Below are 16,294 nucleotides of genomic sequence, written 5' to 3' on the forward strand. Positions count from 1 at the left end.
GAAGAGCGGGGCCCCGGAGTGCAAACAGTAGTCGAGTGAGCGCTCTCGTGAGACCACGGACCGAGATGGCTATTACCCACGCACGCGATTCAGTGCAGGCCCCACTGGGCTGCTTACCGTTTCTTACTATCGGCCACTCAACGCGGCCTGTCACTGAGTTCGTCGGCCTGCTCGCGGCCGCCGATGTCGACATTGTCGTCGACGTCAGAACGGTTCCCCGATCGCGCACCAATCCGCAATTCAACCAGGATACCCTACCTGCGACGTTGTCCGGATTTCGAATGGATTACGTGCACATGACTGAGCTCGGAGGGCTGCGGGGAAGGCAACGCGATATCGCCACCGAGGTGAACGGCTTCTGGACCAATGATAGTTTTCACAACTACGCCGACTACGCGATGACAGAGCCGTTTCAACGGGGGCTGATACGCCTTCGCGAGCTTGGGTGCCGGCGGCGCTGCGCGATCATGTGCGCGGAAGCCGTGTGGTGGCGTTGCCACCGGCGAATCATCGCGGATTACTTGCTCAATGCGGGAGAGCGTGTCTTCCACATCGTCGGGCGGGGCCACGTTGACGCTGCCCAGCTAACCAGCGCAGCGCGGCGCATGTCCTCCTCGATGCTGGCCTATCCAGCGCCAAGTAATTAACTGCCGGGCGAAGCGGTGACGCATTGGCATGATCGCGTCCACCAGGCCACGCCGGCATGGGTTCGGCCGACTTCAGAGCGGCCCGAACAGGCAACCGCGCCCGTAGCTTTCGGGGGCACTCGATTCGGGTGCGCCTGCGGCGCGCGCTCAGGGTTCGAGTACACAGGATCCGGGGGCCTCGGCCAGTACGGTACCCGCACCCAAGGCGGGCGGCGCCGTCTTCTCGCTGGAACGGTCGGCGAGCCATTGGTTGCATCATCTGTTGTGCCAGCGTCACCTGCTTGCCAGGTGAGCTGGCCAGGTGCCATGCCCAGTCCAGCCACGCCAGTCCCAACGCGGCGGGCGAGACGCCGCGCGTGACCTGAGCCAGTGCGGCATGCATGAGTCGATCGATGCGCTCGGCTGGCGCGCTGAGCAACCGGTCGGCCGGCGCCGGCGAACAATGGGGACCAGCGAAGGCATCACCGGCAAAAACCACCGATCGCGGATTGTCGGAAGGTTCCAATGCAGTCTCGGTCATCGCAGTTCCCCAAAGCGGTGATTGCCCTGGCGCATGTCAGGATTGGACAGCGAGTTCGTCCGACGGTGCGATGGTGGCTTCGTTCGCTGGAGATGCCTATATTCCGCTGGAGTTGGAAATGAGGTATTGCATCGCTGTTACCTGTCGTGCTTCGGTTTAGGTGTTGCATGGGACACAAACATGGACACATGCGGTTCTTGCGTGGGTAGCCAAGCGATTGGCTGAACTCGGACGATCGAGCTGGGACTCAATTCGTTATATATCACGCTATGCTATATAAACCGAATGCTCGATCGAAGGATTCCTTTCAGACCATGAAGGCTGCCAAACATATAACGAAGCAGAACATCGAAGCCCTGTCAGAGTTCCGCTATCAACTGCGTCGCTTCCTGCGATTCTCCGAAGAGGCCGCGCAGGCGGAGGGCATCACGCCTCTGCAGTATCTTCTGCTGTTACACATCAAGGGAGTCCCCGGCCGCGATTGGGCAACGGTAGGCGAACTGGCGGAGCGCCTGCAAGCGGCCCCAAACGGCGTCGTTGCGCTGGTGTCCCGTTGCGAGACAGCGGGACTGGTGAAGCGCTTGCCGAGCGATACCGATCGCCGGCAAGTGGAGGTGCATCTGCGCCAGCGAGGCGAGCGTTGCCTGGCGCATCTGGCAACGCTGCACAAGGCGGAACTCAAGACACTGGGTTCGGCCTTTAACGTTTCCAAGCTGTCGGAGCCGTAGCTTGCTTCAGGTAGATCGGGTTCGCGTTGGCCAGTTCCTCAATGTACAACATCCATGATATATATCACAATATGATATATAATCACTTAAGGATCGCGATGCGCGCGCGCCGTATGCTGGTGTCGGCGAATACCACCCTGGCTGTCTCAGGATGAGGGGAAGAACGATGGCGCTGTTTTCTCGAATTCTGCTTTGCTACGACGCAACGCGTGAGGGGCGCAGCGCGTTGCGCTATGGTGCCGAGCTGGCGCGGGAGCTTCGGGCGGAAACGCACTTGCTCGCGGTTCTCGAGGACGCCTACTGGATCCGTGGTTTCGATGCCATGGCGGCGGAATCGGCTTCGATTGAAGAAGAGTCTGCCAGGGAGATCCTGAGCGAGGGCGTGAGCAAACTCAAAGCACTCGGTGTGGCGGCGATCGGCCACTTTGCGACCGGCGGCCCGGTCGACCAGATCGCCCGGGTCGCACGTGCGCTAAATGTCGACCTGATTGTGGTGGGGCACCGACGGTGTGGCCTGCTGGCGCGCTGGTGGGCGGGCCAAGGTCATGGCTTGCTCCTGGACAGGGTGTCATGCAGCATTCTGGTAACGATCGATTCGGCCGCGACGGCTCTTCCCGAACCGGCGGAACACGAGGCGGACGAGCGAGCTGACACCGTCGGCCCGGCAGCACATCAATGAAAGACAGCGCTGGCTGCGTCCCGTTGAGGAAATTGACCGGCTGGCCGGATACGTCGCCGCCAGGGCCGCGACGAACCTGACCATGCCGACCCGGCTTCATGAGCGGTACATCGAGTATCGCGGCCATCACATCGTTGTCCGTTGCTATCTTTCGGGCGGCCCTGGCGATAGCCGATGGACTATTCAAGTTGATGTGGCCAAGAGTGGGGGTTCGCCAATGCTGCGGCATCGCGAGGCGAACCGTTGGTTCGCCTCGACCGCGGAAGCAGAACAGGTGGGATTCGCATGGGGAAGACGCAAGGTCGACGAGATCCTGCTGTAGCGCGCCTACCGCGTTCAGGTACTTCGTCGGGCGTCATGAAACTCACACATGCGTTGTTCGGATTTCTGCGCGCCGGCGCAGCGGCTGCCTCGGTCCAATGAGCCCTGGCTGTGTCTTAGATGAAGATTCAGACTAGATCGACGAAGTGGCAGTACAGGCCGGCGATTTCGACGATCTGGTAGCTTCCGCTGTCTTCATAACGGCCGCGCAGCGCTCGTATGGCCACCGTCGATAGATAGATCACCCCGCAGGTCACGTGCAACCCGTGGAAGCCGGTGATCGTGAAGAAGGTCGTGCCGAACTGGGCCGCTCCCATCGGGTTGCCCCAGGGGCGCACGCCCTCGCCGACAATCAACTCCGTCCACTCGAATGCCTGCATGCAGACGAAGGTGATGCCAAGCAGGGCGGTCATCAGCATGAACATGGCATGACACATTTCGTGCGTTCGCGGCGATACGCGAAGTTGACCGCGATGGCCATGGTGCCACTACTGGTGACGACGACAAACGTCATGATGGCGATCAGCAGTAACGGCACTTCGGCGCCACCGATTTGGAGCGCGAAGACGTGAGCGTTATTCGGCCAGTTCGCGTGGTCGATATCCGTACCGTCATGTAGCCAATCCGGAAGCAACTGAAGATGAAGGTGTCGGATACCAGGAAGATCCACATCATGTGGCTTCCCCCACGATACCTTGAACGCCTGCTGGTCGGACGCCCAGTCTGCTACCAGGCCCCGCCAGCCGATAGCCGATCCTGCAGTCGCATCCGTTGATTGCGTCAATCTTGATGACATGAGCCTGACTCCTCATGTGCCCGCCCGGCACAGTCAATCGCGCTGCCGATGCGCCGTCTGATCCTCGGGTGATATGCAGCGACTCGAAGAAAGTATAAGTCTCCAGGATCCTTCATCAGCCGGACTCTGTTCTATCTCGCGAGAAGCTCCGCTGCCAATATACATCACATTGTGATATATATTGGCGAGACCGAAGCGGCTCCCGAGCGGGCTGAAACCAATAGAAGTTGCTAAACCCTGAGAAGAAACTACTATCAGGTTGTAGAGGATAATAGTTGGAGGCCGCAACATGTCGCCGATCTGGTCCCGCCTTAATCTAGGCTTGCTGGCAGCGCTCACCTCGCTTGTCGTATCGATGCCCTGGCACAGAGCCGTGGCCCAGGACGTTGTGCTGGGCGCGTCGGTCCAACTGACCGGACCTGTGGCCAACACCGGCAGGTATTACCGCGACGCCTACCAATTGGCAGTCGACAAGATCAACGCCAGAGGCGGCGTGAAGCTGGGAGGGCAATCGCACAAGCTAGCACTCAAGCTTTACGACAACCAGTCCGATGTGAATCTGAGCGTGCGGCAATATACGGAGCTGGTTACGCAGGATAAGGTCAATCTGCTACTGGGGCCGTTCGCCAGCAACTTTGCGCTGGCCGATTCCGCCGTTGCGGAAAAGTACCAGATACCCATGGTGCAAGGCGGCGGCGCCTCCGATCAGATATTCTCGCGCGGATTCCGCTATATCTTCGGGACGTTGGCACCCGCCAGCAACTACTTCGGGAGCACCGTCGAGATGCTCAAGGCGCTCAAGCCGGTGCCGAAGGCCGTTGCGCTGCTGTACGCCGATGACGCATTCGACGTCTCGGTTGCCGAAGGAACCCGCCCGAAGCTGAAGCGGGCGGGGTTCCCGGTAGCAATGGACGAGCGCTACAGCACCAATGCCAGCGACTTCAGTTCGCTGCTGTCGCAGATCAAGAGCAAAGGAGTTGACGCCGTGCTGATGGCGGGGCACGAAACCGAGATCCTGAACTTTGTGCGGCAGGCCAAGAGCCTGGGCGTATCGCCGGCCATGTACTCGTTCACGGTGGGCGTGCCCAGCGAGGATTTCCGCAAGGCCCTGGGTAAGGATGCCGACTTCGCCTTCGGCATGACTGCCTGGTTGCCGTCCGCGCAACTGAAGGACCGCTGGTTCGGCGACGCCGAACGCTTCGCGCAGGAGTACAAGGCCAGGTTCGGCTACGACCCCGACTATCACGCCGCGTCTGGCGTGGCCGACGTGGAGGCGCTGGTGCAAGCGATGGAGAACGCCGGATCGACCGATCCGCAAAGGGTGCGCGATGCCCTCGCCAGCCTCCGGTTCAACAGCTTGTACGGCCCCATCGCCTTCAATGCGCAGGGCCAGATCGACCTGCCTCAAGTGGTGATCCAGGTACAGGGCGACGTGCTTGCGAAGGTCTATGAGGCGAACCGGTTCGTCAAGCCGCCGAAGTACCCCATGCCTGCCTGGACCGCGCGCTGATCCGGCCGCCGATCGGGAGGCGGCATGGACTTGCTCGCTCAGATCCTCTTGAACGGCGTGCTGCTGGGCGGGCTGTACGCCGTCATGGCGCTCGGGCTGGCCCTGGTGTGGGGCGTGCTCAACATCGTCAATCTCGCGCACGGCGCCTTCATCATGCTGGGCGCCTACGCGTCGTGGTATCTATACACCTATCTGCACGTTGATCCGTTCCTGGGGCTGCCGCTCACGGGTGCGGGCATGTTCTGCCTGGGCTATGCGCTGCAGCGTGGCTTGCTCAACCTGGTCGTGCGCGCGCCCATGTTCAACACGTTGCTGATTACCTTCGGGCTTGAGGTGGTGCTGACCTATCTGGCGCAACTGGTTTTCTCGGCGGACTTCCGCACTATCAATCCGCCTTACGCGGGCAGCAGCCTGGCACTCGGGCCCATGGTGGTGCCGCTGGCACGCCTGGCGGCGTTCGCGGTGGCGATCGTGCTGACCGTCGGCATGTGGCTGTTCCTGTTGCATACGCGCCAGGGGCGCGCCATCCGCGCGACCGCCCAGAACCTGGTCGCCGCGCGCCTGTACGGCGTAGAGCCGCGGCACCTGTATGCCGTGACCTTCGGCCTCGGTGTTGCGCTGGCCGGCGCTGCTGGTGGACTCTATGGCACGGTCTCGCAGATCAATCCATACATCGGGGCAGCGCTGACGGCCAAGTCGTTCGCCATCTCGATCATCGGCGGCCTCGACAATCCGCTTGGCGTCATCGTGGGGGGCTTGTTCCTCGGCGTGATCGAAGCGCTGACCATGCTCTACATCGGCCCAACCTTCGCCAACGTGGCGAGCTTCGGCATCCTGGTGCTGGTACTGGTCCTGCGTCCCGGCGGCCTATTGGGGAAGACCGCATGACGATAGGGCGCGTGGTGCTGATCCTGCTTGTGCTGGCCGTGGCAGCGGGTGTGCCGTGGTACGGCTCGGACATCCTGATCCAGTTCGGCATCAACGCCTTGCTGCTGGCCGTGCTGGCGCAAGGGTGGAACATCATCGGCGGCTATACCGGCTACGCCTCGTTCGGCAATTCCGTTTTCTACGGGCTGGGCAGCTATGGCGTCGCCATCGGCATGGTGCAGTGGGGCTGGCCGTTTGCCGCGGGCCTGGCCTTCGGCATGGCGCTGGCGGTGGTCTTTGCCATCTTGCTGGGCTTGCCGGTATTGCGGCTCAAGGGCCACTACTTCGCCATCGCCACGCTGGCGCTGGCACAGGTCATGACGGCCATCGTCTCGAACGTGCCGCTAGCCGGACAGAATATCGGGCTGGTACTGCCGCCGCTGAACAACGACCCGCTGTTCTATGAGCTGTCCCTGGGCCTGTTGGTGCTGGCGACGCTGACCGTGTTCTGGCTGACCCGCAGCCGCTTCGGCTTCGGGCTGATCGCCATCCGCGAGAACGAGGAGGGCGCTGCCGTCATGGGCGTGAACACGACGCTGTACAAGGTGCTTGCGTTTACGTTGTCCGGCGCGTTCTGCGCGCTGGCCGGTGGCATCCACGCCTATTGGGTCACTTTCCTGGATCCGGAGAGTGCGTTCGACATTAGCTTGAACGTCAAGATGATCATCATGGCAGTGTTCGGCGGTCCGGGTACCGTGCTGGGCCCGATCGTGGGCGCGTTCGCGCTATCGGCGATCGCGGAAGTGCTTTCCAGCGAAGTCACCAGCGTCGCCGGGCTGTTCTTTGGTGTGGTCATTATCGGCGCGGTGGTTCTGATGCCACGCGGCCTTGCCGACCTGCTGCGGCGGTTCCGCAAGACAGGCTGGCGCTATTTCATCGAAAACATACTGACGCACCGGCTATGAGTCCGATCCTGGAAGTCCACCATGCAAGCCGCCGCTTTAACGGCCTGGTCGCCGTCAACGATGTCAGCCTGACGCTGGCGCCCGGCGAGATCCTGGGCCTGATCGGCCCCAATGGGGCGGGCAAGACCACGCTGGTCAGCCTCATCAGCGGCACCCTGGCACCGAGCGCCGGCGAGGTGCTGTTCCGGGGGGAACCGGTTACCCGTCTGCCGGCCTATCGGCGAGCACGATTGGGGATAGGGCGCACCTTTCAGGTCATGCGGCCTTTTCCTGGGATGTCGGTGCTGGACAACGTCACGGTGGGCGCGCTATTTGGCCGCGGCGGCGTCGCCAGCCTGGCCCAGGCCCGCGAGCAGGCCCGCGCCTGCCTGGATTTCGTCGGACTTGGCAGTGACGTCGGCCAGCGCGCCGATGAACTGGGCGGGCCCGGCCGCAAGCGCCTTGAGCTGGCCAAGGCGCTTGCCATGCGGCCCACCGTGCTGCTTTGCGATGAAGTCATGGCGGGCCTGAACCTCGTGGAGATCGAAGCGGTGATCGACGTCATTCGCAAGGTACGCGACCAGGGCATCAGCATCCTGGTAATCGAGCATGTGATCAAAGCCATCAGGAGCCTGTCGGACCGCTTGCTCGTGCTTCACCACGGCGAGAAGATCGCCGATGGCAATCCGGACGCGGTATTGTCGGACCCCGCGGTCATCCTGGCCTATCTGGGAAAGAGGCGTGTGTGAACGATGCAAATGAAGCGGCCTTGTTGCTGGAAGTCAAAGCACTCAATGCCGGCTACGGTGAAATGCTGGTGCTGCACGACGTGGCGCTCGCCATCCGTGCGGGCGAGATAGTCGCACTGATCGGCAGCAACGGCGCGGGCAAGACCACGTTGCTGCGGGCGCTGTCGCGCATCCTGCCCTGTACGGGCCAGGTCGTGCTGGACGGCCGCGACCTGGCCGGCATGACGCCTGACCAGGCATTTGCCCTGGGCCTGGTGCAGGTACCCGAAGGACGCCAGCTATTCGACCGCATGACCGTGCAGGACAATCTGCTGATGGGCGCATATCATCGCCGCGATAAAGTGGCCGTGGCGCGCGGCCTGGACCGGGTCTACGCGCTGTTTCCCCGGATGGGCGAGCGGCGACATCAGTTGGCCGGGAGCATGTCCGGCGGTGAACAGCAGATGTGTGCCATGGCACGCGCGTTGATGGCCGCGCCGATCCTGATGATGGTCGACGAAATGAGCCTCGGGCTGGCGCCCCTCGTGGTCGAGCAGTTGATCGACGTACTGGCCGCGATACGGCGCGAAGGCGTGACGGTGCTGTTGGTGGAGCAGGACGTCCACCTCGCATTGTCGTTGGCTGACCGGGGCTACGTGCTGGAAACGGGGCGCATCGTGCGCAGCGGCCTGGCGAAGGTGCTGATCGACGACCCGGAAGTTCGGCGTGCCTACCTGGGGTAGTGCTTCGGCGCAAAAGTATGTCACAAATGGGACCCTGGAAACGCCTTGCGGACGCCATCGTCAATGATTCCACACAACTGCGGGACACCCACATTAGCGCAATTTAAATAGCGATGATCCAGGTATCCAGCCGGAACTCCTCGGTGCTTTGAAGACGAGTCTTGTCAATCAACCTTGCGCCATTCTTGCCGTATAGGCATCCGTGACTCTTGCCGAGAAGACCGACTCGGCTACCGCATTGACGGCAATGGCGACTCCCAGCGTCTCCGGGATTTCTTCCTGGGTTGCGCCATGTTTCGCTGCGGTATCAGTATGCACGGCAATGCAGCCATCGCATTGACGGGTAACAGCTACGGCAAGAGCGATAAGTTCGCGAGTCTTGGCGTCCTGCCGCCCAGTCTTGACTCCAGCATTGCCCAAGGCGCCATATCCGCGAGGCGACTCCACTCGACCCCGGGGCTATGTCAGCTTGACTATCTGGGCCGCTACACCCATCGCGTCGCCATCTGCAACCACCGGCTGCAGCGCTTCGACGGCGACGCGGTGACCTTCCACTGGAAGGACTACAAACATGGGGCCGCAAGCCGGACCATGACGCTCGCGGCCGACGAGTTCATCCGTCGATTCCTGCTGCATACTCCGCCCAGCGGCTTCAAGCACATCCGTAGTTACGGCCTGCTCGCCAATCGCCACCGCGCAGCCAAGCTTGCCACCTGTCGCCGGCTGCTCGGCGTCGTTGCCCCTGTGGAAGACACTTTCAACGTAATGGATGACTACCGTGACCGTTACCAACGCCTCACCGGGAGGTCGCTACACGATTGCCCCGTCTGCGCCAGGGGTCACATGGTATGCATCGAAACGTTCTCGCGGGGTGCACTTCCGCGTGCGCCGCCCCCTCACGATGTTCACTGATCCGTTGGCATTATCCTCGACCACGTGTCCATTCATTCCTGCTGGCAACGCGCCCGGGCTTGCGCCATCCAGTCCTTTCCACATGGAAATGTTCCGAAAGCTGCCCGATTCGGCCGTCAGGGCGAATGATGAAGCCAGAGCCGATGCCGCGCATCACGCACGGCGGGCTGTCCTGGGGTGACGTGAAAAACTGAAAGAAGCGATCGTCCGGATCCACACAGGCCATCGCTCTGTGGAAATGATTGAATGGGGCAATTGTGGCTGACTTCTTTAAGCCAATTTAAAGTTGAGTTCCATATATCGAGAATAGTCAGTGCATTTGAGTGCGCTGGACGAGACCGCCAAGCCTGCATCCAAATAAGCGCGGCTTCCATGGTTTGCGCGGCGAATTCTCAGCAGGACATTGAGACGGTCCATCGAGGGGAACGTAACCACGTGTCTTCGCGGATACGCCGTCCTTACAACATCTTCGACGGAGTGCAACATGAAGCAGAATATGCTGGGCAGACTGATGGCTACCGTGCTCTTGACCGGTGGCGTGGGCCAGGTCGCCTGAGCCATTCCCGACAGCCTGCCCCGTGTGCAGCACGTGGGCCCGGTGACCTACCTATCCGGTGGGGTTGGGGCGGACGAGTCAGGGGCGATCAAGTCGGAGATGCCAAAGTACCCGCTGGTGCTCGAGTTCGCCGGCAGCACCCAGGCTGGAAACGAGTACCTGGCGGAGGTCCCGGTCAGTATCGTCAATGCGCATGGCAAGATCGTGCTCGAGACCGACGCACGCGGACCATTCCTGTTGGTCTCCTACAGCCAGGACGCTATTCGCTCGCCGCCACCTACGGGGGAATAACCGAGCGCCGGGCGATTAGCGTGGCGCCGCACGATCATGTACGTGAACTTTTCTTGTGGAGAATGTAGCGAATGGGGTCGGTAGGGCCTCGTAGGCGAACGAACCATCTGGTTCGACGGATTGCTCAAGCGAATGTCGTGGTGGCTGCGGTAGCCGACAAACTCGCCCGGACCATTTGGGCGGTATTGGCGAAGGATATGAGATACACGGCACCCGCCACCACTTTATAGCGGGTGTCAATGACCGTGGGCATGGGGCACCTCGTCCGAATTCGGATTCGCCACCATCGTGTCGAGCGCCAGCGCCGAATGGGCATACGCAGCGCCCGCCCGCATCTCGGCCGCAACCCAGATGGCCTCCATGATTTCCTGCCCGGTCGCGCCGCTTTTCAGGGCGGCCGCCGTATGTCCGCGTATGCAATAGGGGCACTGGGTGACATGGGCGACTGCCACGGCGATCAACTGTTTCGTCTTCGCGGGCAGCGCGCCGTCGGCGAAAACGCTGTCGCTGAATGCCTTGAACGCCGCGAGCGGTCCGGGCGCGAGTTCCTTGCGCCTTGCCGTGATTCCGGGGGCCGACGGCGGATACATTGCTTTGTCCATGGCACTGCTCCTAACGCTGGTTCAATGACGGCGCCACTACGTGAACGCCGAACACACACCGTGTCCGAACGCAGGCGACGCTGGAAAGCGGCTGGCCACTGGCGTCCAGCCCTTGTCTGCCGAGCCGGGATAACACGCTAGCGATCACCTGAAACCATCCGCCCGCATTCCGGGTCAACCTTTGCAATTCAATTTAATTAAACTATATCACAACATGATATATAGTGAAATGCATGGGAGCACCTGACTTGCTGTTGAATGCGTGACACGTCTGCGCGATCCGCGGCATCACTACACTCAGCACCGAACGGAGGGAATTCCATCATGACAACAAGATTCAAGGTTGGCGATCACGTGACCTGGAACTCGGAGGCCGGTCATGTGAGCGGCAAGATCATCAAGGTGCATACGAAAGACACCGATTACAAGGGGCACACTCATCACGCCAGTGTGGATGATCCGCAGTACGAGATCAGGAGTGACAAGACCGACCATATCGCGATGCACAAAGGTGGCGCGCTGAAGAAGATGCATCCCTGAGCGGCGTTGACTGCTACCGTACAGACGAGCCGCTGACGAGTGTGAATCCCTGTCGCTGCACGCCGCGCGCTGGCCATTCGAGGATCGCTCCCGTCAGGCATACATGTGCGTACAAGGGGCGGGCGCAACAGAACAGGCGCTGGTTGTGACAGGGCATCAGATGCCGTAACGCGTTTCGCCCTGTCACGAGCATTGTCCGGCGATCGACGGAGGATACCCAATGCGTACTCCTGCGAACTGCAAGCATCTCATCCCCCCGATGTTGATTGTCTTACCGATCGGTCTCTGGATTTTTTCCCTCGTTTGCGACGTCATCCGTCTGTCCGGCACCCCAGGAGACGCGTGGTCCACCGTCGCGCCTTTCAGCATGTCGGCTGCCTTGTCGGCGCGGTCTGCGCGGCAGTACCAGGATTTATCGGCCTGCCCGTCACAAAGGTGGCGCTCCACCAATCAGGATGATCGCGCTGACCGACATGGCGATCAAGCTCACCGTCGTCGTGGTGTATGCGATCAATACCTGGCTACGCACCCGGAACCCCACGAGCATGGGTCCGGGTATGAGCACTCCGGTTCTGCTTTCGATCGCCGGTGTCGCACTGCTCTTTGTTTCAGGGTGGCTTGGCGGCCAGATGATGCATGTCTACGGGGTTGGTGTCGAAGGACGTGAATAGCGGCGCGCTGCCGCGGCCGTCCTGCGAAGTGGCGAGTGGGAACCTGTCGGCAATCGTCGACGTCAGGAGAATCGAATGAACGAACCAGCGAAAAAACTCAGCGGACTCGACCTCGCCAGGGGCATCGCGCTCGCAGAAGTTGCCGACGGCGCGATGCTGGCGGGGCACGCTCACGGCGAGCCGGTATTGCTTTTGCGGCGCGCAGGCGAGCTGTTCGCGATCGGCGCTTATTGCACGCACTACGGCGCTCCACTGGCCGACGGGCTGCTGGTCGACGACACGATGCGCTGCCCCTGGCATCATGCCTGTTTCAGCCTGCGCACTGGTGAAGCGCTCCGCGCCCCTGCGCTTGATCCGGTTTCCTGCTGGCGGGTCGAGCAGCGGGACGGCAGCGTGTATGTTCGCGAAAAGCTCGTGCCTGCGGAACAGAAACAGTTGCCGCGGGTGGCTGGCACGCCTCAATCGATCGCTATCGTGGGCGGCGGCGCGGCAGGCAACGCCGCCGCCGAGACGCTGCGCCGCGAGGGTTATTCCGGCCTCATCACCCTGTTGAGCGCCGATGCAGCGAGACCGTGTGATCGACCCAACCTCTCGAAAGGTTTCCTGGCGGGCACCACGTCCGCAGCGTCGAATCCGCTGCGACCACTGGCGTTCTACCAGGCACATCGCATCGACCTGAAACTGGATGCGCCCGTCGCCTCGCTCGACACGATGAGCCGGCACCTGCAACTCGTGGACGGCAGTCGCTTTGCCTTCGATGCACTGCTGCTCGCCACCGGCGCGGAGCCGGTGCGGCTGGAGGTGCCGGGCGGAAATCTCGGACACGTGCATTATTTGCGCTCGCTGGCCGACAGCCGCGCACTTGTCGCCAGTGCGCTCACTGCAAAGCGAGCAGTGGTGATCGGCGCGAGCTTCATCGGTCTCGAGGTGGCAGCATCGCTGCGCGCTCGCAATATCGAGGTGCACGTGCTTGCAACGGACACCGTTCCCATGGGGAAAATCCTCGGACCGGACGTCGGAAACTTCATCCGCGGGCTCCACGAACGCCACGGCGTAACGTTCCATCTCGGCACCACAGCGATTTCCATAGACCCGAAGGGAGTCCAACTGAAGAATGGGGAGAATCTTCCTGCCGATCTTGTCGTTATCGGCATCGGCGTACGGCCGATGATCGCGCTCGCGGAGCAGGCGGGCCTCGCCATCGACCGCGGCATCACCGTCAACGAATACCTCGAGACGAGCGTCCCGGGCATCTTCGCGGCTGGCGACATTGCACGCTGGCCGGACCGGCTCACCGGCGAGCGCATCCGCGTTGAGCACTGGGTGGTCGCCGAACGCCAGGGACAGACCGCGGCACGCAACATGCTCGGTCGGCGCGAGCGGTTCGACGCCGTACCGTTCTTCTGGACCGAGCAGTACGATTTCGGCCTAGCTTATGTCGGTCACGCTGAGCGGTGGGATCAGGCCGAGATCGACGGCGAGCTCGATGATGAGACGCAGGACTGCACGGTCACCTATCGGCGCGGTGGCAAGAAGCTGGCCGTGGCCATCGTGCACCGGGATCTGGAGGGACTGCGTGCGGAAGTGGAGTTTGAGAAGACGATCGCCGCTACAGGCTGACGAGGCGCGGGTACGGTGCGCTGAAGGGAGCGCAACAGGCGGGCGCGACACGCGATGGCTGCACGATTCGAAATCAGGCGGGCTCTGGAATGAAATACAGGGACTACTACGGGGTCCTCGGGCTGCAAGGCAGCGCAACGCAGGACGAGGACCGACGCGCCTATCGCAAGCTCGCGCAAGTATCATCCGGACGTGAGCCAGCAGGCCGACGGCGAGGACGGGTCACCGGCCTTAAGGGTACGTTCTCCAAGGAGGAGAACGTCTTCAAGGTCTCGAATCCGCGCACCGACATCAAGGTGGTGGCAGACGGCTGGACCCATGCCGCCGTTCATGGGCTTGACGTCCTGGGCGGCGTTCACCCCGGCGCACGGTTTCAAGGTCATGCTGATGGGCGATTCCGTCCTTTGGGAAGACGAAATCAATCCCGCCGTGAGTGCAGCGCTCGATGCTGGCCTCGAAGTCACGCATAATCACTTCTTCTTCAATCAGCTGCATTGAAGGGGAGGGAACGCAGCCCACCAAGGTGATCACGGTCGGAATGATAGAGCGCAAAGCCGATTTTGCACCCGCATCCGGCCTGGGCTTGCTCATCCGCGACGCACGAACTGCTGCAACACTTACAGGCGGGGGTCTTGAATGAGCAGGTCGACCCGTTCGTCGGCGCTGCGGCGCGCTGTCGAGCGTGCGGAACGCGACATGGCATAAAGTCGTACGGCTTTCGGCAGGGCGAGGCTGCGAAGCCCGCGTTTTTACTCGTACTGCAGTGCATGCGGTTTCTGCTCGAGCGACAAACGCCCGCTTTCGCCGCTGGCACACGTGTTGCCGCAACGCGTATGTCCCCAGTGGAGCTGGCTCCAATGTCGGTACGCCAACGTGACGTCATATCGTTTGGCGCAGATCTTTCTGCGCGATGCGTTTCCGGGCGGGCGGCAACTTCCGAACTCGAGCGTCAAGGTTAAGGTTAAGGTTAAGGTGAGGATCGTAGGGCAGCGCCCGGATCAGGAAGCTCAGGGCGTGGCGATGGTGGTTGCATTGGTGACCGCGCCCTCTCGACGACCGCCACTGGGTGGTCCACCGGTCGCGTTGCAGAATGTCGCAGCACTTGGCGAAACTATGATTGGTTGTGCGTGTGGTGAGCAATTCGATGCCACATTTGTCGTCCGAGCTGTCGGCGTACTTCAGGGCTATCGAGAGCAGCAAATTGCGACACATCTCGTTGGGACCTTAGAGACCATTTCAAAAAGACCCCGAAGGGGGCTGCTTCCTCGGCTGTTAACCTTTGAGCACCTGAACAACTGGGACCAAAGGGATGGGCGCGCCGATCATTGACGACGAGTTATGGGCACTGATCGAACCGCTGCTTCTAGCGCCGAAGCCGCTTCGCAAAAAGTATCCGGGCCGCCTGCCGGTTTCGGACCTGGCTGTGTTGAACGGCATTCCGTTCGTGTTCAAGACCGGAATACGCTGGTGCGACCTGTCGGCCAAGTTGGGCTTTGGTTCAGGCCCGACCTGCTGGCGGCGTCTGCGCGACTGGCAGAAAGCGGGCGTGTGGGGCCGACTGCACGAGTTGCTGCTCGCGAAGCTACGCGAGGCGGGCGAACTCGATTTCTCACGAGCAGCCTTCGATTCATCGTCGGTGCGAGCTGTTGGGGCGGGCGAAAAACGGGTCCGAACCCCACGGATAGCGCGCGACCAGGTTCCAAGCACCACATCCTCGTCGACGCCAACGGAATCCCCGTCAGCGCGATCCTGACCGGCGCGAACCGAAACGACGTCACCCAACTGCTGCCGCTCATCGACGCGATTCCACCGATTCGCGGCGTGCGTGGCAGACCACTTCAGAAGCCCAAAGTCATCTACGCCGATCGCGGCTACGATTCCGAACTGCATCGTCAGAAGCTACGCGAGCGCGGCATCAAGCCAGTGATCGCCAAACGCCGAACCGGACACGGTAGCCGTCTCGGCAAGTTTCGCTGGGTGGTCGAACGCACTCATGCATGGCTCCACAATTTCCGTCGTCTTCGCATTCGCTTCGAGCGCCCGCGCTGACATTCACGAAGCATTCCCAAAACTTGGCTGTTCTCTCGTCTGCTGGAACATCTTCAGGCGTGCTGAGCAGTCTTTTTGAAATGGTCTCTTATTGATGCGTGCTCGCGCCAGCGGTTGCTCGAAGGCGGTTCTGCTTACGGCAGAACATCCAAGTTCCTTCGCGCGCTATGGGCTTCTCGCTCGCAGAGGCGGACGTGATCCCGAAACAAATGAAGCTATCAAAGGAGTTTCGGCGACGCTTTGGTGCGAGCACGCACTACATGTGTCGCCGATTAGATTGATTAGCCGGTTGGAGCTTTGGGGGGCACCGGAGCGAGTGGTTCCCCAAAGGTTTCGATTCGCGCCCAGAAATCGCTGCTGCTTTCAAGTATTACACCATCCGCATATTTTACATAATGCGTATCTAGCCTAGACAACAAAAAACCTAAACCTCAAGCACACAGTTGGTATCTTGGGGTTCGCTGTTGCAAGGGGGTTTACTGCCCAATATTGTATATAGCGGGATTCCAGCGGAGTTATCCACAGGGAAGCGTTGGCGTCTGTTGCGCAACGCTTGCACATCACTTCGTT

Annotated in this window: 15 protein-coding genes and 7 pseudogenes; 18 read left to right on the plus strand and 4 right to left on the minus strand. The window is 61.3% G+C overall.

The window, feature by feature from the left end; genetic code table 11:
• Positions 1-65 precede the first annotated feature (65 nt).
• Positions 66-647 carry a DUF488 domain-containing protein gene (locus ACYP5B_RS50865; protein ID WP_459575089.1) on the plus strand — a complete coding sequence of 194 codons (582 nt, stop codon included), beginning with the start codon at positions 66-68 and terminating at the stop codon, positions 645-647.
• 292 nt (positions 648-939) lie between these two features.
• On the opposite strand, the pseudogene ACYP5B_RS50870 reads toward ACYP5B_RS50865, so the two are convergent.
• Positions 940-1,167: pseudogene (locus tag ACYP5B_RS50870) on the minus strand (poly-beta-hydroxybutyrate polymerase N-terminal domain-containing protein); the annotation flags it as partial.
• 314 nt (positions 1,168-1,481) lie between these two features.
• Between ACYP5B_RS50870 and ACYP5B_RS50875 the strand changes: the two are divergent.
• The 3 genes from ACYP5B_RS50875 (at position 1,482) to ACYP5B_RS50885 (ending at position 2,896) form a co-directional block, all read left to right on the plus strand.
• The gene (locus ACYP5B_RS50875) at positions 1,482-1,895 is read left to right on the plus strand and encodes a MarR family winged helix-turn-helix transcriptional regulator (protein WP_459575090.1); all 414 of its coding nucleotides are present in this window, start codon (positions 1,482-1,484) and stop codon (positions 1,893-1,895) included.
• 166 nt (positions 1,896-2,061) lie between these two features.
• A complete protein-coding gene (locus ACYP5B_RS50880) occupies positions 2,062-2,574 on the plus strand; it encodes a universal stress protein (protein ID WP_459575091.1) in 513 nt (170 codons plus the stop codon).
• 82 nt (positions 2,575-2,656) lie between these two features.
• On the plus strand, positions 2,657-2,896 hold the full coding sequence (locus ACYP5B_RS50885; RefSeq protein WP_459575092.1) for a hypothetical protein: 240 nt from the start codon (positions 2,657-2,659) through the stop codon (positions 2,894-2,896).
• 127 nt (positions 2,897-3,023) lie between these two features.
• On the opposite strand, the pseudogene ACYP5B_RS50890 reads toward ACYP5B_RS50885, so the two are convergent.
• A pseudogene (locus ACYP5B_RS50890) lies at positions 3,024-3,691 on the minus strand (cytochrome c oxidase subunit 3).
• A 355-nt stretch (positions 3,692-4,046) separates the two neighbouring features.
• On the opposite strand from ACYP5B_RS50890, the gene ACYP5B_RS50895 reads away from it, so the two are divergent.
• The 5 genes from ACYP5B_RS50895 to ACYP5B_RS50915 are packed head-to-tail and all read left to right on the plus strand — an operon-like array spanning position 4,047 to position 8,483.
• Positions 4,047-5,201: an amino acid ABC transporter substrate-binding protein gene (locus ACYP5B_RS50895; RefSeq protein WP_459575107.1), complete on the plus strand. Its 1,155-nt coding sequence runs from the start codon at positions 4,047-4,049 to the stop codon at positions 5,199-5,201.
• A 24-nt stretch (positions 5,202-5,225) separates the two neighbouring features.
• Positions 5,226-6,089, plus strand: coding sequence for a branched-chain amino acid ABC transporter permease (locus ACYP5B_RS50900; RefSeq protein ID WP_459575094.1), 864 nt, complete (start codon positions 5,226-5,228; stop codon positions 6,087-6,089).
• On the plus strand, positions 6,086-7,033 hold the full coding sequence (locus ACYP5B_RS50905) for a branched-chain amino acid ABC transporter permease (RefSeq protein WP_459575096.1): 948 nt from the start codon (positions 6,086-6,088) through the stop codon (positions 7,031-7,033). The genes ACYP5B_RS50900 and ACYP5B_RS50905 overlap by 4 nt, the downstream gene beginning before the upstream one ends.
• The gene (locus ACYP5B_RS50910; RefSeq protein WP_459575097.1) at positions 7,030-7,761 is read left to right on the plus strand and encodes an ABC transporter ATP-binding protein; all 732 of its coding nucleotides are present in this window, start codon (positions 7,030-7,032) and stop codon (positions 7,759-7,761) included. Before ACYP5B_RS50905 ends, ACYP5B_RS50910 begins: the two co-directional genes overlap by 4 nt.
• Positions 7,758-8,483: an ABC transporter ATP-binding protein gene (locus ACYP5B_RS50915; RefSeq protein WP_459575099.1), complete on the plus strand. Its 726-nt coding sequence runs from the start codon at positions 7,758-7,760 to the stop codon at positions 8,481-8,483. Before ACYP5B_RS50910 ends, ACYP5B_RS50915 begins: the two co-directional genes overlap by 4 nt.
• Positions 8,484-8,651: 168 nt before the next feature.
• On the opposite strand, the pseudogene ACYP5B_RS50920 reads toward ACYP5B_RS50915, so the two are convergent.
• Positions 8,652-8,915: pseudogene (locus ACYP5B_RS50920) on the minus strand (carboxymuconolactone decarboxylase family protein); the annotation flags it as partial.
• Between the two features lie 36 nt (positions 8,916-8,951).
• On the opposite strand from ACYP5B_RS50920, the pseudogene ACYP5B_RS50925 reads away from it, so the two are divergent.
• Both ACYP5B_RS50925 and ACYP5B_RS50930 read left to right on the plus strand, forming a co-directional pair.
• Positions 8,952-9,395: pseudogene (locus tag ACYP5B_RS50925) on the plus strand (transposase); the annotation flags it as partial.
• A 598-nt stretch (positions 9,396-9,993) separates the two neighbouring features.
• On the plus strand, positions 9,994-10,242 hold the full coding sequence (locus ACYP5B_RS50930; RefSeq protein WP_459575100.1) for a hypothetical protein: 249 nt from the start codon (positions 9,994-9,996) through the stop codon (positions 10,240-10,242).
• A 236-nt stretch (positions 10,243-10,478) separates the two neighbouring features.
• On the opposite strand, the gene ACYP5B_RS50935 is transcribed toward ACYP5B_RS50930, so the two are convergent.
• Positions 10,479-10,844, minus strand: a complete 366-nt coding sequence (locus ACYP5B_RS50935) for a carboxymuconolactone decarboxylase family protein (RefSeq protein WP_459575102.1) — start codon at positions 10,842-10,844, stop codon at positions 10,479-10,481.
• A gap of 324 nt (positions 10,845-11,168) precedes the next feature.
• Between ACYP5B_RS50935 and ACYP5B_RS50940 the strand changes: the two genes are divergently transcribed.
• From ACYP5B_RS50940 to ACYP5B_RS50970, 7 genes and pseudogenes are all read left to right on the plus strand, one after another.
• Positions 11,169-11,384 carry a hypervirulence associated TUDOR domain-containing protein gene (locus ACYP5B_RS50940; RefSeq protein ID WP_459575103.1) on the plus strand — a complete coding sequence of 72 codons (216 nt, stop codon included), beginning with the start codon at positions 11,169-11,171 and terminating at the stop codon, positions 11,382-11,384.
• Positions 11,385-11,839: 455 nt separating this feature from the next.
• Positions 11,840-12,055 carry a DUF2231 domain-containing protein gene (locus tag ACYP5B_RS50945; protein WP_459575104.1) on the plus strand — a complete coding sequence of 72 codons (216 nt, stop codon included), beginning with the start codon at positions 11,840-11,842 and terminating at the stop codon, positions 12,053-12,055.
• A gap of 75 nt (positions 12,056-12,130) precedes the next feature.
• Positions 12,131-13,675 carry an FAD-dependent oxidoreductase gene (locus tag ACYP5B_RS50950; protein WP_459575106.1) on the plus strand — a complete coding sequence of 515 codons (1,545 nt, stop codon included), beginning with the start codon at positions 12,131-12,133 and terminating at the stop codon, positions 13,673-13,675.
• Positions 13,676-13,764: 89 nt separating this feature from the next.
• Positions 13,765-13,891, plus strand: a pseudogene (locus ACYP5B_RS50955) (DnaJ domain-containing protein); the annotation flags it as partial.
• Between the two features lie 2 nt (positions 13,892-13,893).
• Positions 13,894-14,164, plus strand: a pseudogene (locus tag ACYP5B_RS50960) (DUF1259 domain-containing protein); the annotation flags it as partial.
• A 531-nt stretch (positions 14,165-14,695) separates the two neighbouring features.
• A complete protein-coding gene (locus tag ACYP5B_RS50965; protein ID WP_459575109.1) occupies positions 14,696-15,004 on the plus strand; it encodes a GNAT family N-acetyltransferase in 309 nt (102 codons plus the stop codon).
• Positions 14,985-15,803, plus strand: a pseudogene (locus ACYP5B_RS50970) (IS5 family transposase). Before ACYP5B_RS50965 ends, ACYP5B_RS50970 begins: the two are co-directional and overlap by 20 nt.
• The last annotated feature ends 491 nt before the right edge of the window (positions 15,804-16,294 follow it).

The sequence above is a fragment of the Cupriavidus sp. 8B genome, from assembly GCF_054589115.1.

Coding starts and splice junctions, on each gene's coding strand:
- ACYP5B_RS50935 (WP_459575102.1), bottom strand. CDS start 10,844: ATGGACAAAGCAATGTATCCGCCGTCGGCCCCCGGAATCACGGCAAGG.
- ACYP5B_RS50880 (WP_459575091.1), top strand. CDS start 2,062: ATGGCGCTGTTTTCTCGAATTCTGCTTTGCTACGACGCAACGCGTGAG.
- ACYP5B_RS50895 (WP_459575107.1), top strand. CDS start 4,047: ATGCCCTGGCACAGAGCCGTGGCCCAGGACGTTGTGCTGGGCGCGTCG.
- ACYP5B_RS50950 (WP_459575106.1), top strand. CDS start 12,131: ATGAACGAACCAGCGAAAAAACTCAGCGGACTCGACCTCGCCAGGGGC.
- ACYP5B_RS50940 (WP_459575103.1), top strand. CDS start 11,169: ATGACAACAAGATTCAAGGTTGGCGATCACGTGACCTGGAACTCGGAG.
- ACYP5B_RS50865 (WP_459575089.1), top strand. CDS start 66: ATGGCTATTACCCACGCACGCGATTCAGTGCAGGCCCCACTGGGCTGC.
- ACYP5B_RS50945 (WP_459575104.1), top strand. CDS start 11,840: ATGATCGCGCTGACCGACATGGCGATCAAGCTCACCGTCGTCGTGGTG.
- ACYP5B_RS50875 (WP_459575090.1), top strand. CDS start 1,482: ATGAAGGCTGCCAAACATATAACGAAGCAGAACATCGAAGCCCTGTCA.
- ACYP5B_RS50965 (WP_459575109.1), top strand. CDS start 14,696: ATGGTGGTTGCATTGGTGACCGCGCCCTCTCGACGACCGCCACTGGGT.
- ACYP5B_RS50900 (WP_459575094.1), top strand. CDS start 5,226: ATGGACTTGCTCGCTCAGATCCTCTTGAACGGCGTGCTGCTGGGCGGG.
- ACYP5B_RS50885 (WP_459575092.1), top strand. CDS start 2,657: ATGCCGACCCGGCTTCATGAGCGGTACATCGAGTATCGCGGCCATCAC.
- ACYP5B_RS50910 (WP_459575097.1), top strand. CDS start 7,030: ATGAGTCCGATCCTGGAAGTCCACCATGCAAGCCGCCGCTTTAACGGC.
- ACYP5B_RS50905 (WP_459575096.1), top strand. CDS start 6,086: ATGACGATAGGGCGCGTGGTGCTGATCCTGCTTGTGCTGGCCGTGGCA.